Source organism: Sphingobacterium sp. Mn56C (assembly GCF_049319645.1).
Lineage (GTDB): Bacteria > Bacteroidota > Bacteroidia > Sphingobacteriales > Sphingobacteriaceae > Sphingobacterium.
The window spans coordinates 846,888-864,017 of record NZ_JBMOUC010000001.1 but is presented as its reverse complement, the minus strand read 5'-3'; the positions used below and the strand labels follow the sequence as shown (position 1 = coordinate 864,017).

At 45.6% G+C, this 17,130-nt stretch carries 11 protein-coding genes; 2 read left to right on the top strand and 9 right to left on the bottom strand.

Translation table 11 applies throughout. The features are described 5' to 3' along the window. Positions 1-193: 193 nt before the first annotated feature. The 6 genes from ACL9RF_RS03710 to ACL9RF_RS03685 all read right to left on the bottom strand — a co-directional run bounded on the left by ACL9RF_RS03710 (position 194) and on the right by ACL9RF_RS03685 (position 10,710). On the bottom strand, positions 194-2,038 hold the full coding sequence (locus ACL9RF_RS03710; protein WP_422799247.1) for a glycoside hydrolase family 2 protein: 1,845 nt from the start codon (positions 2,036-2,038) through the stop codon (positions 194-196). Between the two features lie 133 nt (positions 2,039-2,171). Then, positions 2,172-3,587, bottom strand: a complete 1,416-nt coding sequence (locus tag ACL9RF_RS03705; RefSeq protein WP_422799246.1) for a Gfo/Idh/MocA family oxidoreductase — start codon at positions 3,585-3,587, stop codon at positions 2,172-2,174. A 31-nt stretch (positions 3,588-3,618) separates the two neighbouring features. Beyond that, on the bottom strand, positions 3,619-5,064 hold the full coding sequence (locus ACL9RF_RS03700) for a 3-keto-disaccharide hydrolase (protein WP_422799245.1): 1,446 nt from the start codon (positions 5,062-5,064) through the stop codon (positions 3,619-3,621). 58 nt (positions 5,065-5,122) lie between these two features. After that, positions 5,123-6,415: a Gfo/Idh/MocA family protein gene (locus ACL9RF_RS03695; protein WP_422799244.1), complete on the bottom strand. Its 1,293-nt coding sequence runs from the start codon at positions 6,413-6,415 to the stop codon at positions 5,123-5,125. Between the two features lie 357 nt (positions 6,416-6,772). Further along, complete coding sequence (locus tag ACL9RF_RS03690; RefSeq protein ID WP_422799243.1) at positions 6,773-7,558, bottom strand: response regulator transcription factor; 786 nt, start codon at positions 7,556-7,558, stop codon at positions 6,773-6,775. A gap of 2 nt (positions 7,559-7,560) precedes the next feature. Further along, positions 7,561-10,710, bottom strand: coding sequence for a ligand-binding sensor domain-containing protein (locus ACL9RF_RS03685; protein ID WP_422799242.1), 3,150 nt, complete (start codon positions 10,708-10,710; stop codon positions 7,561-7,563). 412 nt (positions 10,711-11,122) lie between these two features. Between ACL9RF_RS03685 and ACL9RF_RS03680 the strand changes: the two genes are divergently transcribed. Both ACL9RF_RS03680 and ACL9RF_RS03675 read left to right on the top strand, forming a co-directional pair. Beyond that, positions 11,123-12,292: an aldose epimerase family protein gene (locus tag ACL9RF_RS03680; RefSeq protein WP_422799241.1), complete on the top strand. Its 1,170-nt coding sequence runs from the start codon at positions 11,123-11,125 to the stop codon at positions 12,290-12,292. A 14-nt stretch (positions 12,293-12,306) separates the two neighbouring features. Beyond that, entirely contained in the window at positions 12,307-13,266 is a 960-nt protein-coding gene (locus tag ACL9RF_RS03675; RefSeq protein ID WP_422799240.1) for a glycoside hydrolase family 43 protein, read from the top strand. 350 nt (positions 13,267-13,616) lie between these two features. Here ACL9RF_RS03675 and ACL9RF_RS03670 read toward each other — a convergent pair whose 3' ends face one another. From ACL9RF_RS03670 to ACL9RF_RS03660, 3 genes are read right to left on the bottom strand one after another with little or no spacing between them, the layout of a single operon-like run. Beyond that, positions 13,617-14,825, bottom strand: coding sequence for a glycoside hydrolase family 76 protein (locus tag ACL9RF_RS03670; protein WP_422799239.1), 1,209 nt, complete (start codon positions 14,823-14,825; stop codon positions 13,617-13,619). 14 nt (positions 14,826-14,839) lie between these two features. Next, entirely contained in the window at positions 14,840-15,961 is a 1,122-nt protein-coding gene (locus tag ACL9RF_RS03665; protein WP_422799238.1) for a glycoside hydrolase family 76 protein, read from the bottom strand. 11 nt (positions 15,962-15,972) lie between these two features. Then, positions 15,973-17,121 (bottom strand): SusE domain-containing protein, encoded by a 1,149-nt coding sequence (locus ACL9RF_RS03660; RefSeq protein WP_422799237.1) that lies wholly within the window; start codon positions 17,119-17,121, stop codon positions 15,973-15,975. Positions 17,122-17,130: the final 9 nt, after the last annotated feature.

Below are 17,130 nucleotides of genomic sequence, written 5' to 3'. Positions count from 1 at the left end.
ACAATAAAAGGCCATATTATCTCATTAAAACGACAAATCGTATCAGCCTAAACCGCTGGCTCCTTGCCTAAGACAACAATCAACAGCGGGGGCAAAAAAATGGCTACCCCTACTCCGTATGCTACTACAGGCACCGGTATAGATAGTACAAAGGCGCCCCAATTGGAGCGCCCTTGCATTTTTTCCTTATAATTTATTTGATACTATGCTTGTACAAAACCTGATGAATATTACTAAGGTCTTGCGTTGGAATTTTAATCACCTTACGGTCGTAACTCATCAATCCGTTAGTTTCCACCTCCACGTCTGTCGTCTGGGTATACACCGCAGCCGACAAACCTCGGGGTATCAACGGCGATAAACTGTTGATCAATTCTTGGTAGCGGTTCTTAAGCGCTGTAGCATTTTTGAACGATATATACCCCCAATTATCTTTATCCTGCCAGGTATGCCCCTCCACAGGCAACCCCAGTCCGCCAAACTCTCCCAATGCCAGAATATACGCATCTCCAAATATCCGCGGGTCCGGCATGGCTGCATCCGGATAATTGTGGATATCCAAAACATGCCCTACATACTGAAAGTTACCCCCACTTGCACTATTCACTAAGCGCGATGGGTCGTAAGCCATCGTCCATTCGGTAATCTCCTTGGTTTTAAACTGCCCCCAGGCCTCATTGAAAGGCACCCAAAGAACGATACTCGGGAAGTTATGCAAGGCATCCATAATACTTTTCCACTCCTTACGGTAATAGCGCTCCGATTCCTGCGAGCGAGCCTTATCGTGTATACCGTTAGATACTTTGCCGGGTTGCATATCCCAAACATTGCCCCCCAAGTCGCCACTCGGCATATCTTGCCATACCAAAATACCCAAGCTATCACAGTGTCTATACCAACGGGCAGGCTCGACCTTGATATGCTTACGGATCATATTAAAACCCATCTCTTTTGTTTTGACGATATCAAACTTCAGGGCCTCATCTGATGGTGCCGTATGCAGCCCATCAGGCCACCAACCTTGATCCAAAGGGCCATACTGAAAGACAAATTTATCGTTTAAGTACATGCGTTGTATCCCCTTTTCATCCTTCTTCATACCGATTTTACGCATGGCAAAATAGGTTTTGGTTTGGTCTACGACCTTACCCTTACGGAGTAATTTAACCTGTAAATCGTATAAGTTAGGGCTATCGGGGCTCCACAGTTTAACATCCTTCAGCTTTAGTGCAACCTCCTGGCCTACGGCAAATGTCTCGGCTGCTAGTACACTGGAACCATCCAAAGCTTCAATCCGCAGCTGGTCACCAGCCTCCGCATCGACCACATTTGCCGAGAATTTCAAGGCCGACTGGTCTACATCCGGCGTCTGCTTGGTGCTGGCAATATACGTTTTGGGCACAGCCTCCAGCCATACCGTCTGCCAGATTCCTGTTACGGGGGTATACCATATACCGTGCGGATTCACAATTTGTTTTCCACGGGGTTGCGGACCATCACTGGTAGGGTCCCAAACGCGCACCTGCAGCAATTGCTTATCCCCTTTTTGAAGGGCCGCTGTAATATCAAAAGAGAACGGATCAAAACCACCCTCATGCTGCCCTATATGTTTACCATTCACATAAACATCACAGCGCCAGTCTACCGCACCAAAGTGCAAAAGCACCTTCTCTTTACGTAAGTCCTTGGTCAGGCTAATCTCGCGGTTATACCAAAGCGCCTGGTCCTTACTCACCTTTTTACCTACGCCAGATAGCGCCGATTCGATGGCAAAAGGCACCAGAATATCACCCTCCCATGTAACCGGTACTGCCGTTGTATGGACATCCGTAATCGCATATTTCCACAGCCCGTTAAGGCTCTTCCAGTTATTTTTACGCTCCAATTGCGGACGAGGGTACTCGGGATGTGGGTTTTCGGGATTTACATGCTCACCCCATGGCGTTTGTATTTTATCGCCTGCAGGTTTCCATTTTTGCGCCCAGGCCGATGATATTCCTGCGGCCAGCAGCAGCGCTACTAAGATTTGTTTGTTCATATAGTTATAGTTGTTACTTCCAGTTTTTAACGTAAAAAAAATGATTTTTAAAAAATATAGCACGTAGTAATACAGTCCATTGCATATTTATACTATACAATAGCTACAGATGAACTGTATTACATATCAGGATTTATACCTTATAGAAATCTTCCCATCCTTTGCGTGGGGGTGGCCCTGCCAATAAGGCATTCGCGAAGGGATCGTTTAACACCTCCTTGCGTATGGGGTCGAATTGTAAAGTTGCGTTTAAGCGTTGCGCAATAACTCCAAGACAGAAAACCTGGCTTAAAGGGCCTGCTACGGCGAAGGGAGAACGGGTCTGTTCCAGCCCTTTTATTGCCTTCAGGAAATTGGCATAATGGTTGGATGACGATTGAGGTACCTCGGGTAATTTCGCCTGCCAAGCCTCGGCTTTTTCTTCCGGAATAATGGCCAATGTACTGCCGTGCGATCCACCTTTAAACGTAAGGTTTTTGCTGTAGATAATTTTTCCGGGATTAAGTTTTGCCGGCTCCAAACTCCCCGTACTTGGCGGCGGTATATTCGGATCCAGACCCGAGACCCCATAACCCGCCGGTATTGGCGGAAGGTTGTTAATACCATCGTACCAGTTTATTTCCACTGCAGGCATTGATTTACGCTTCGGAAATTCGAATTTTAAGGTCGATGATTGGGGGAAGAAAAAGGAATTGTGCCCTTCCAACGCTAGAGCCGACACCTTGCTGGGTAAACCTAAGGCCAAAAATTCGTGCGCCGTATCCAGAATATGCGCTCCCCAGTCTCCCAATGCTCCCATTCCAAAGTCGTACCAGCAACGCCACTGTCCGTTTACATAGTCTTTATTATAAACATGACCAAGCGTCTGCATCTGCCAGATATCCCAATCGAGCGTTTCCGGGACTACCTCCGCCATCGGGAAATGCTTTCGGTTAACATCCCAGTTGTGCCAGCGCCGTACCAAATTCATATGCGCATCAATACGCGTAACATCCTTTATTATTCCAGCTTGCTGCCAGGCCTTAAACTGAAAATAATTGGCTTCAGAATGGCCCTGATTGCCCATTTGCGTCACAACCTGAGGCTTTTTCTTCGCCATCTGCATCATCAGCTCCACCTCCAAAAAAGTATGCGCCATGGGTTTCTCCACATACACATGTTTTCCAAGACCCAGCGCCATCATGGTCACGGCGAAGTGCGCAAAATCCGGCGTCCCAATACATACAGCATCGATCTGATTACCGACAGCATCAAACATCTTTCGGAAATCTGTAAACTGCGGAGCCTGCGGAAACAACTGCAGCACCTCTACGGTATGCGGAGCACCCAAGTCGACATCACAAAGCGCCACAATATTACACAAACCGGTCTTATACAGCTCCTTAATAATCTCCGCCGCGCGGTTTCCAAGGCCCACACAAGCGAGGTTAACGCGTTCATTGGCAGCGGCCAGAGACAGGCTTGCGAATGAGCTATTGGCCAGCAAAACAGCTCCACCCGCCATTGCAGCACGCGATATAAAACTTCTACGCGATAAATAATGATTCATAATTTAAAAAGTAACTACGCTCGTTAAATTGTTATTTTATTTTTTTAACCTTAATACTGCGAAAAGAAACCGCATCGCCATGATCCTGCAATAAGATATGGCCCGTTGCAGCCTCGCCAAAGGCCTCCCAATCCTTATACTTGCTGAGCGCAACCAAGTCCTTAAACTCCTTAGACCCCCTTTTATACTGCAGCATCAGCATACCGTTGAGGTAATGGAACACCTGATTATCTGCCGTAACGACAATGCGGCCGCGATTCCATTGCCCAATGGGGCGGCGTGCACGCTCCTCCCGGTTGGAAGTAATTAAATCATACAACGACGCCAAGGTACGGTTGCCCGCTCTCCCCAATTTAGCGTCGGGATGGGTCGCATCGTCAAGAATCTGGTATTCCAACCCAATAGCCGAGCCCTGTGTTTGCTCCTTTAGCGTCACAAAATACTTCACGCCACTATTAGCCCCTGGTGTAAGTTTAAACTCAAAAGAAAGGTCAAATACAGCATACCTATCCTTTGTAATAATATCACCCCCATTTGTCGATTCACCGCCATCCGCCTTCAGCACCTGCAAAGCCCCGTCACTAACCTTCCAACCGCGGTCCGGGAAGTCAGGTCCCTTTACACTACGCCATTGCCCAACAGAATTGCCGTCAAACAATAAGTTGTAACCGGCCTTCTTTTCCGTTTCACTCAACACATTAGGCTGTACATTAACCACATAAACATCCGGATTAAGCGGCGAAGCCTTAAACTTACCCGTTTGAATGCGTACCTGTCTAAAAAACACCCTCTTGCCGTCCAACTCATCGGGGATACTATGGATTTGTAAAGCAATAATCCCTTCCCTGCGCATGGTATCGATAAAATGTGAAGCAGGTACACCATTTACCCAGCTACGCAGCTCGGCACCTAAAGCTTCAATACGTAGGGTATTAAATTCCTCCAACTTATAAGCCGATTTAGCCTTTTCATTAAGGTCTAAGGGATAAATCCAGCCTCTGCGGCCTTCATCGTACAGCCCCCCCGTCCAGGATCTAGGCGTAGGGTCGATTTCCACCTGCGGACCAAATACCCTGCCGTAGCCCTTATTTCCTTCCGGATCAATATGACTGCGTACCTGCACTCCGGAATTAGTCGTATTGCCTTCCAGTTTAAATTCCACCTCCAACACAAAATCACCATACTCCTTTTCGGTCACCAGAAAGGCATTGGGGAGGCCTTTTTTCATGGTGCCCACAATAAGCCCCTCTTCCACCTTAAAATCGGCATCCTTACCGACAATCTTCCATCCCGACAAACTTTTACCATCAAACAGATGGTGCCAGCCTTTCTGCGCCTGCACCACAAAGGGTATAGCCCCTACAAGTAAAGACGTTAAGCCCAAAGCAATAAAGTTTCGTGCAGCCCGTAGGTGCCAACTACCATCACTGTATTTTTTATCCATTAGTTTATTTTTGTATGCTGTCTTATTTTTCATACCGCTACCTGATTTTTACGAATGCTTTACTAGAAATATGTAATCCCGTGTTAAACGCCTAGGTCATTCTGTACCCATTATGGTAAGGTGCCAGCAGATACCCATTGGCCTCCTTTTGCAGAAACCGGTTTCGCTGTTTATCCCAATCCAGCTTTTGTCCCGTTCGGTAAGCAATATTACCCATCTGCGAAAATATAGCGATATGCGCACCCGCCTGTATGGGAGCATTCAAAAGCCGGGCATCCTTCTTCTGTATTGCCGCTACAAAATTCTCCATATGCTTTTCTAAACCATTGTCTTTCGGTCGTTGCAAGGGCACCGCCGCCATCTGATCTTTTTCTGGAATAACCTCCCAACCATCACGGTTTAACACCAGCGTACCCTTATTGCCGATAAAGGCAACGCCATGATTTCGATTAAAAGGACCAACACCAATACCCACCGCCTGCTCCCATACCACACTGAAATCATCAAAAGCATACACCGTTGTCAAGGTATCTGGCGTTTCCGAGGCACCATCCGGATCGGCATACTTTCCACCCAAAGCCATCACCGAATTTGGCGTCGACACCTTCATGCCAAGCAAGGCATAATCCAACATATGCACCCCCCAATCGGTCATTAATCCGCCCGCATAATCCCAGAACCAGCGGAATTCGAAATGAAAGCGATTGCGGTTAAAAGGTCTCCTCTTTGCAGGGCCCAGCCAGCGCTCATAATCCACACCCGGTGGTACAGCCTCATCAGGAACCTTCGCTATAGTCTTCTTCCAGTCTACATACGACCAAGCTTTTACCGAGCGTATTTTACCCAACCTACCACTATGCACAAAATCAATAGCATCGGCAAAATGCTGCTGGCTACGCTGCCACTGTCCAACCTGCACCATCATTTGGCTCTTTTCCGCTACCTCCAGCATACGCTCACACTCCCGAATAGAATTGCCTATAGGCTTTTCCATATAGACATGCTTATTGGCTTTTATAGCGTCTACAAACTGCAGGCAATGCCAATGGTCAGGTGTGGCGATAATAACGATATCGACATTAGGATCCTTCAATAAGTCCTTATGGTCGGCATAAGCAGCGACCGCAATCCCCTTTTGCTGCAGCTCCGCCACCCGGCGGTTCAACACATTTTCGTCTACATCACACAAAGCCACACAATGTACCTGCGGAATTTTTAAAACGGCCTGCAAGTCGGCCCAGCCCATACCATTTACCCCGATAACGGCAACCCCCAGCTGCTGCTGCTGCTGCTGCTGCTGCGTGGAGGCAAAGGCTTGAAAACGACCAAATAATGCCGTTGTCGCTAAAATAGAGGATGCTTGAATAAATTGTTTTCTATGCATAGTTTATGTATCCTTTTACTTCGCAATAAACAGACTGTACCCAAAACCAAGCCACATACCAGCAAAAAGAAAAGCCCTAAAGGAGCCATACACTTTCCACCACCTATGCACCGATGAGCTGTACCATACCGTTATATTTCGACGTACATTTAGGTTTACCTTTGTAGAACAAAGATGTTAATTACACGTATTAATTTGTTGTCTATTTAAATCAAAAAAGGCGCAATTCGTATCAACCCAAAAGTGGGTATAAAAACTAAAAGGATTTCCGTTTATTATATTGGTTAAGTTTGCACCGTATTAAATGTAGTGATAAATCCTTAATTAACAATAAGGTAAAAATATATCACAAAAGAATTACATAAAACCCGTTCTGGCGGAAACCCGATATTTATCCATATAATCCTTGGGCGATAGGCCAAACTGTTTCTGAAAATTACGTGTAAAATGTGAAGAAGAGCTAAACCCCACCATCCATGCAATCTCATAAATACGATACTCCCCCAGCAGCAGCAATTCGGAAGCCCTTTTTAAACGTATAGTATTAATAAGCTCATTAGGCGACAAATCAGCCAGCGCCTTAATTTTTCGATACAAAGTAGGCCTGCTCATATACATAAAATCCGCCAAGCGGTCTACACACAAATCCCGCTCGGCAATATTATCCAGAATAAACGAATTCAAGCGTTCCAGCTGCCGCATATCCGCCCTACCGAGCGCTACAGCCTGCACAGGCATGGCTGGCGACTGGTTAAAATGGCTGATAACATGCTGGCGATTCCGCAATAAACTAGCAATCTGCGCCTGCAGAAAACTCGGCGAGAACGGTTTCTCTACATACGCATCGGCCCCATATTCCAACCCGGTAATCTTCGAATTAATATGCGTCTTTGCGGTAAGCATAACAAAAGGAATATGGCAATAGCGAACATCCTTTTTAAGTTCCAAGCACAATTGAAAGCCATCCTTAATGGGCATCATAACATCACTAACAATAAGATCCACCGGCGTAGATGCCAGTACCTCAATAACCTGCTGCCCATCAGCAGCCTGCAGCACATTATAGGTGTCCAGCAAATCGTCGGTTAAAAAATCCAAGATCTCTGGATCATCATCCGCAAGTAATACAGTAAACTTTTCCATGGTTAATTGCTTTCTACTGTAGCCCTTTGTATAGGTACAGTAAGTTTAAAAATATTCCATCCATCCACATTCGGCACCAAATCAAGCCTGCCATCGATAAGGGCAGTAAAAGACTTCGCCAATGCCAAACCTAAACCCGTTCCAGCAATCTGATAATGCGATTTTGAGCGCTGGAAAGGCTTAAATATACGTGCTGCATCCGCCTCCGTTATTAGCCTACCATCATTCATCAGCACCAAGACAAACTCCTGCGCCAGCTTATCCAGCTCCAAGGATAAGCGAATACTATGATCGGCATACTTCACCGCATTAGACAACAAATTATCGATTATTTTCGTCAAAATTTCCAAATCCAAGAAAGCCCAAATTTCCGTACTACAAGCCGCCGTATCGACCGCCAAACCCCGTTTCTCGATTAAAGGAAAGTATTCTGCCAGTATACCCTCCAGCAGCGCACTAACATTGCAGCAGGCTGGCGACAGCTGCCATTGCTGCTGCTCGAGCCTTTGAAAATCCAGTAACTTCCCCGTTAACCCGATTAGCTTCTCCGTATTATTGTCCATCGTACGCAGGTATTTTTCCATCCTCGGATTATCGGTATTCAGCGCTAGGACGCGCTCCAGCGGCGCTTTTATCAGCGTTAGTGGCGTCTTAATCTCATGAGCAATCTGTGCAAAGAAATCCAATTTCGACTGCTGAAGGTCCCGCTCCTGCCTTCGCCTAAAAGCCTCCAAGCGCTGTTTATTCTGTTTTTTCACCCTTTTATTGTACGTAAACACCAACATAAAAATAAAGGTAAGCCCAAGAAACACATAAGCCAAGTAAGCCCAAGGAGTAGCCCACAACGGCGGGTGAACCGTAATGTTAAGCAAACGTCTGTCCGATAAAGGGCGTAAATTAGCATCTATAGCCTCCACGACAAAGGAATACTTTCCAGGAGGAAGTTTGGTAAAATAAGCCTGCTGCGCATCCTTCAAAATTGTCCAGCTGCTGTCGAAGCCCAGCAATTTATAGCGGTACAGTGTGCTATGCGTTGCCCGATAATTTAAAGCCGCAAACTGCAGGGTTATCGTCGACTCGTTATACGGCAGCTGAATATGGTCTAAAAAAGTTACCGCCGTATCCACATCCTGCCCCACAATCAACTCTTTATTAAGCACCTTAACACCCGTTATATAAAGTGGAAGTTTTACGTTACTGAACGTAATATCCTTCAATTGCTGCGGGTCAAAACGCAACAAACCTTTGGTCGTACCGAAATACAAAAAGCCTTCAGGATCCTGGAAAGTGGCGTTATAATTAAACTGCAAATCCAGTAAGCCCTGCTCCTTATCGAAGAGCTTCTTTTCAAAATCCGGGTTTTTCATGCGCAGCAAGCCCAAAGTTGTCGCTATCCACAAGTCCCCCTGCCGATCCTCCTGCACCCCAACAATATGATTGCTCGGAAGACCATCCTTCTTACTGAATGTACGAAGCAGTTCACCCTGCGCGGAGAGCTGCAGCAAACCCGCCTCCGTAGCAATCCAGATTTTCTCGAAACGATCTTGCGTCATGAAATGCACATGCGTAAAATCCACCGGTTTCTGCATGCGCTCCTGCACAGGCTGCAAGCCTTTTTCAGGTTGCTGTGGATGGTATACAAACAAACCACTTTGGAAAGTCCCGACCCACCATAATCCCGCCTTATCCTCGTACATCATTGAAAAGAATTTGCCTTCCGGAAAACCAGGAATAGGGATAAACCTATTCTCTCCAGGGATAAACTCACAGGCACCATAGCCTGTAGACAAAATATAACGGCCCCCACGCGTGCGCATAATATGGTGCACGAAATCATTTGTTAAGGCCCCCGATGTCTGGGTCCGATCAAAATGCGCCAATAGCCTCCCCGTCCTGACCGACAATACATCCATTCCCCGATCGAAAGTTCCGACCAACAAGCTATCGCCAGCGAGAGCAAGGCCATGGATATTCGTATGCGAAAGGCCTGCTGACAAGGAGAAATTCCGAAACGTATGGGTAGCTCTATCCCAGCGAGAGAGGCCATTATCTTCAGTTCCCACCCACATAAAGCCCGCATTATCGATCAGCATCTCCCGTACTGCATGCCCCGCCAGAGAACTCCCTTCAGCACGGGGGAAAAACTTACCAAAGGCATTATGGCTAGGGTGGAAATAATTTACCCCCCCAAAATAACTACCTAACCAAATCCCACCCTGATCATCTTTACAAATCGTATACAAGGCATTATCAGAAAGGCTCCACGGATTATCCCGTTCGTGCGACACAAAACGCGCGATATCCTTAGCACTATCGTACAAAACAAGTCCCGTTTCCGTTGCCAGCCAAAAAATACCCGGCGCAACCTCGCAGATATCCCGAATAAATAGCGGCTCCTTCGCCACATTCGCCGACAAAGGATGGCTTATTGCCGAGGTACGTCGATCCCATTTAAAGATCCCCTGCTTAGCCGTTCCTACCCAGATATTACCCGCCAGATCTTCTTTTATCACCGTAACCCATATCCCCCCCTGATTTGGAACCGGCAGCTTATAGCGCTTTTTGGCAAATATGGCTAGCAGCGCCCCCTCCGCAAAGCCCCATAACTCCCCCTTCTGGTCGACACAAAAAGAAGCCATACGGTAGTCCGCCGCCTCAGGCACCCTATCCAGGCGCTGTCTACCAACCTCATACCGCATCAACCGGCCATCTGCCAGGAACACTATATTACCCGCCTTATCCTCCGCAATATGGTCTACAGGTCCGAAGGCTTCCGCCCCAATTGCTGAAAACCTATCCAAAGCCGCATGATAGCGAAACAAGCCTTTATCGGTGCCCACCCAAAGAACCCCATTAGCGCTTAATAGCAAGCTTTTTATGGCATTATTGGCCCGTATACGACCAAACTCTTGATCAAAATTATACAGCTTAAAGGTATACCCATCGTAGCGATTTAAGCCATCCTTGGTACCAAACCACATAAATCCTTCCCGATCCTGTAGCGAACAAAGGACAGAATTATTAGACAAGCCATTGTCTACCTGAAAACGGTTAAAATTATACGTCTGTGCCCAGCCCCCTTTTAGCAGCATAAGCAGGCAACATAAAATCTGAAAACTACACTTTAACACTTGCACTAGGTTTACATTCATACGAAATGACACATGGTCGACAGCAATAAATATCCTTTTTTCTACCGACAAAAACTGTCATCCCTAATTCAATTCATAGCCAATTTGTATCAAAAAATAAGGATTAATTTTGAACAATATAGCTATCTTTTTGAATGATTTATACAGACATATCCATTTCTATACCCCTATTTTAGGGAATTATAAAAACCAGGAACGCGGTACAGAGACTTTTCGGTAGTTTCAAGAAATACAGACAGGCATTACAGCTACAGAAGGCGTATAATCTCCTCGGCACTGGGGCGTTGAGGCACTGAGGCGTTGAGGCGCTGGTACGTTGAGACGTTGCGTTGTTGAGACCATATAATACTGTAAAACAGGGAAGAATATAAAAATAATACATAACTTAAGTTAAAAACCTAAAAATAGCACCATGCATACACCAAAAATCGGTACTTTGGCCCTTTTGCTCCTGTTGGGAGCCTCCTGCCAACCGCCAGCACAAAAAAACCATGCCGGCGCAAGTTCTACGACCAACAGTACAACCGCCAAACTTGTCGACAGCAGCAGCTTTGCGGCCCTAATAGATCAAAAAAAAGTAAGCCTATACACGTTAAAAAACGATCAGGGCATGTCGGTACAGCTCAGTAATTTTGGAGCCCGCATAGTGGGGCTTATTGTGCCCGATAGAAATCAAAATCCTACCGATGTAGTTTTGGGCTTCCCAAAAGCCGAGATGTACAACAACCCAGAAGAGCCTTTTTTTGGCACCATTGTAGGGCCCTACGGTAACCGTATCGCCCAAGGTAAATTAACCATTGGCAACAACAGCTACGACCTGGTAAAAAATGACGGCCCCAATACCCTGCATGGTGGTGCCAAGGGTGTACACTTTGCCGTATGGGATGCCAAGCAGGAAAACAACAGTGTACAGTTTACCTACCTGTTGCCCGATAAAAACGAAGGCTTCCCGGGAAATATTAAACTCACAGTAACGTATACGCTGCTGCCGAATAATAGCCTCCGCATCGATTACCAAGCCATTTCCGATAAGGAAACAGCGCTCAACCTAACCAATCACGCCTACTTTAACCTCAATGGTGAAGGAGCCGGCACAATAGAAAACCATACCTTACAATTGTTTGCCGACCATTATACTCCGGTCGATAGCACCTTAATTCCTACTGGAATCCTCGAATCCGTTGCTGGCACCGCATTCGACTTTAGGCAACCAAAGGCCATAGGAAAATCAATACAAGACAACACGATACAACTCCAGTATGGTAAAGGTTATGACCACAACTTCGTGTTAAACAAAACCCAGGTTGATGGCTATAATTATGCCGCCAGGGTCGTTGCTGATCAGACTGGAATTGTGATGGACATCTACAGTAAAGAACCAGGCATACAGTTTTATAGTGGCAACTTTATGAATGAAAAGGTAACCTTAAAAAATGGTAAGAAGGATAGCTTCAGAACCGCATTCTGCTTGGAGCCACAAAACTTTCCCGATGCGCCAAACCACAAAAACTTTCCGAACAGCATTTACAAAGCCAACCAGCTGTACAGCAGCACATCGATATATCATTTCAGTGTAGAATAAACCGCAATCTAATTATGCAACTAAAAAACATACTCCTTGGCGCTCTTTTAGCTCTCTATATTCCGCCCATCTGGGCGCAGCAAAACCCTATTTTTCCAGGCTGGTATGCCGACCCGGAAGGTATCGTGTACGACCGTACCTATTGGGTATTTCCCACCTATTCAGCCCCATATGAGCAGCAGGTATTTTTTGATGCCTTTTCATCCAGTGATTTAGTAAGCTGGGAAAAACACCCCGCTGTATTGGATACCAGTGCCGTACGCTGGGCAAAGAAAGCGATGTGGGCACCTAGCGTCATCGAAAATAAAGGCAAGTATTATCTTTTTTTTAGTGCCAATGACGTACATCCCGGCGAGGTGGGTGGCATTGGTGTCGCCGTGGCAAACCAGCCCCAAGGGCCCTATACTGATGTTTTAGGGAAGCCACTTCTCCAAGAAATAAAGCATGGAGCCCAGCCAATAGACCCGTTTGTTTTTCGGGACCAGGACGGACAGCATTACCTGTATTATGGTGGCTGGGGGCATTGTAATGTCGTTAAACTGAATGACGACTTCACGCAGCTGCTGCCCTTTCCTGATGGTACGATATACAAGGAAGTAACGCCAGAGCATTACGTCGAAGGCCCCTTTATGTTTATCCGTAATAACAAATACTACTTTATGTGGTCTGAAGGCGGTTGGGGTGGCCCCGATTACAAAGTAGCCTATGCTATTGCCGACACACCTTTAGGCCCTTTTAAACGTGTCGGTAGCCTATTAGAGCAGGATACTAAAATTGCCACCGGTGCCGGGCATCACTCCGTCATAAAAGTTCCCGACGCGGATAAATACTTTATAGTCTACCACCGGAGGCCCTTAGGAAAAACAGGCGCCAATGAACGTGAAACCTGTATCGATGAAATGACCTTTGATGAAGATGGTTTTATAAACCCCGTAAAAATGACCATTGAAGGTGTAAAACATCCCTTGAAATAAGCAATTTAAAAAAACAGAAACGCCCGCTAGACCCCTGTTCCAGCGGGCGTTTATCGTCAAGGCAAATAGCCGACACTATACCCGCATGGCAGCAATAAACGATTAAAAAAATAGCGCCGGTAAATCATAAAGCCGTGCACAAACCCTATACCATACCAGAGGACGTTATTTTACATCAAGCCCTAACCCCAGGCAGCCAACGCTGGCAATAGCCAAAAAATAAGGGCTGCCTAAACAGACAGCCCCAACAAACAAAAAACACAATACCAATCCTATGGAGGTTTCAACATAACCCCTATAAAATATGGATATTGGATCTTTTTTTATAAACTATTCCTTTACGCCTGGATCTAGATATTACTCAAGCGTGCTAACATTTCGGCTATGGCATACTGATCCAACAGCCATTTCTTATCCGCCTTTTCTTTTCCAGTCCAGTCTTTAGCAAAAAGCCCCTCCTTATCCCGGTTGTTCTTCCAGGCAAAGTCAAGATTCTCCTGAAAAGCCTTAATATAAGTTCGATCCATATCGATATGGTATAAAGACACAAAGCCACGCAACATAACGGCAATAAACCAATTGTCGGTTTTCTTTAATACCGGAAAATCCGCCGAAGCACGATGATCAAAGAAGTACGCATAAGCCGCCTTTGCCGACTTCTGCGCATCGGCCAGGTAAACTTTATTGTTCGTTAGCTTATACAGTAAAACGGCCGCCTGAATCATTTGTCCCGTATTGTACGCATACTTGGCTTTATCAACGCTTCCTTTCAAGTTAATATTATCCCAATATAAATTATCGGTAGGATCCATTAAATGCTTTTTAGTCCAGGCATATAAATCCCTACCCCTTTTCAGGAAACGCTTCTCGCCCGTAGCCTCATACAATTTTAAGGCATATACCGCTCCGGGAGCATTGGAACAGGTGTTTTTACTATTTTTATTTTGTTCCACCCAATAAATACCATCGCCAAGTTTATCATCGGTACCACTTTCAATAAAAGCCCATATCGCTCGCGCCTCCTGCAGGTATTTTTTATCTTTCGTTGCCAGGTACAAATCCGTAAAATCTATACCCAGCCAAATATTATCGTCATAAAAACGATCCGATAAGGGGGCAGAATTAAGGTAAGAAGCATACGCAACCGGGCTACGCTTATCGAAGTAATGCGCCAATCCTTTTAACACATGCCTATCGATTACCGTTTTTATTTTCCTATCCTGCGAAGTTTCCAGTAAGGCCACCTGTGCAGAGAGACCACCAGAAAAGGGCCATAAATACGAATAAGGGTTCGCCCTATGCGCCGTATTATCTGCAGCGTCCTTATCTGCATCCCCTACATCGGCCAGGTAACTGGCCTTATACGTATCGTCGTATGGAAAATTTTCGCGATACAGCCCCGTACCATCCGGCACCAAATAATATTTATCGACCTGTGACAGCATTTCCTGCGCACGCAAGTAATTGGCATCCATTTTGAATTTATGCTGCCCCCAAGCCTGCGTCTGCAACAACAGCACAGCAATAAGTTTAATAACTAAAATTTTCGTGTTCATCATCCTATAGGTTACTACTATTTCATATAATTGGCAATCCCTTCAAACAGCATGGCAGCACTAGCTTGACTGGTCAGTTGAGTTTCTCCAACCATAGGCTCGGTCCAACTCGGCCCGAAGCGCAACAGCTGCGGTATGGTTCCCTCCCTCCAGGCAAGTTTAGCATTATTTTTTAAAAAATTCTCAAACTTTTTTCTATAATCCGGATGGATGCCCTCTTTTTTCAAAAACAGCACAAAATACCGAATAAAAATCCCCTTAAACAAACCATTATCACCCGTACCTTCATTGCGCAGCACGTTTCTACTGGCATCAATACATTTAGTAATGGTAAAATTGGCAATTTTCTGACCGTCATGTATATACAACAAGTCGCCAGTAATATCAAAAAGCTCGACCGCAGTACCCAGGAAAGTCCCTTGGTTGTAAGTCAGTGCCACCGTATTAACGACATCCGTTTTCCCGTTGATATTATCATACACCGCACCTGTAGCGCGGTTAAAGAGCACATCCTTTTGCCAGTTATAAATCTTCAGCGCCCAATCCAGGTACTGCTTATCTTGCGTAACCTTATATAAACGCGCAGCCAAAATACTAGCCGGGCCATTCGAACAAGCATTTTTAGAATACATCATATCCTTAGCCCATGAAATGCCACCCCCCGCATACTGCTCGGTCCAGGCGGCAATAATATCCCGCCATAAATCGACCACCACAGCCAGGTATTTTTCATCTTTCGTAACATCATACAAGCGCAACATGGTCAAGGCATTCCACTCCATATCGTCGTAGAAATTATTATAATACGTATTCCCATTCTTAACTTTTACACCCGCAAACCAGGTATCAAAATAAGCCATATATGCCTTATTCTGGGTGCGTTGGTAGGCATCAATTAGCACATCCATGGCATGCGCATTCGGCCAGTAGTGGAACGTTAAATCGCTGGCATTGCTGCCATAATTAAAATACCCCTCTTCATTCCAAAACTGCGTTATCAAAGACTGTGTGGATTTATCGGCAATTTCCGGCCAACTTAAGGCCAAGGCATCCTCCGCCGGATCCGGATCATCAATCTTGGCACAAGCAGAAAAAAGTAACACCATTGCCAAGGCAAAAAAACAACTATATCTTATCATCGCTATACATTTTATTTAACCTCAATACTATGTGTATACTCCTTATTCCCCTGCAATATGACAGATACACTAGACAGCTTACCATCCACGATATCCGCAAATTTCCATTTATCATCCCAACGTGTAACCTGATTCAACAATTTCAGGTAATAATAACTCGCAGGGCTCGACGCATTGGGTCTGCTATCGGTACTATTTTTGGCCCCCCATTGCAGCGTAACGAGCTTACCATTATCAAGCGTAACCATCTGAAATTTATAACGCTCATCTCTACCCCAGCTCTCCTGTTTAAAGTTTATCGTTCCCGTGCCCTTCCAGATACCAGAGCCCTGATAAGGTAAATCCAAAATAATCCTATCGTCGGGCGAAAAGAAGACGCCAATAGACTGTATCTCCGTATACCGAATCGAAGCCAGGTTAAAATCAATCGCTATACGATAGACCGCCGTTTTGGCGACTGTATTATGCGCATTTTCAGGCGCATCTTGCAATTTCGCCTGATCCTCCGAATAGTACGCCTTAAAACCAGCAACCTTACGGTCTACAAAAACAAAAGCTTTGCCCGCCTCCAATTTAGTATACAACTCAAACTCACCCGGAACAACCTGCTTAAACGGTAGTGCCTGCGACAAATTCTCTGCAGATTCTGTTGCCGCCCCTGTCACATACAGCTCCTCCGGAATGTCGGCAAAGCCCTCAAAACTTGTAAGCGTCAAACTCCGCTTTATCGGCGACAACAAACGCTGTGTACCCCTTGTGCTGATAACCGACCAATTAAACTCACCCGTTTCCCCCGGCTTTATGCCTGCAGAAATAGCCATGCTATTCAACACCTTATGCGTGATATACGCATTATTGGAGAAGCCATTTCTATCCGACAGCGCCTTATAGACAGGTTTGGAAAAATCGCCATCCTTCCGGTCAAAGACAACCTCATACTGCACCGAGCCCGCATCGGCAGCCAAGGCATTCTCCCATTCAAAAAATAAAGCCGCCGACGGGGACTTCGATAATTTTATGGAGCGATTATCCAATGGTTCAAATAAATTATCCACCGCGGTGATATCCACATCCTTATAATTCATATTATCAGTTTTACAAGCTACCACAGTACTTGTAAGCAGGATAATACACTGCCAGATATACGTTTTTGTTTTCATCTTAGGTTA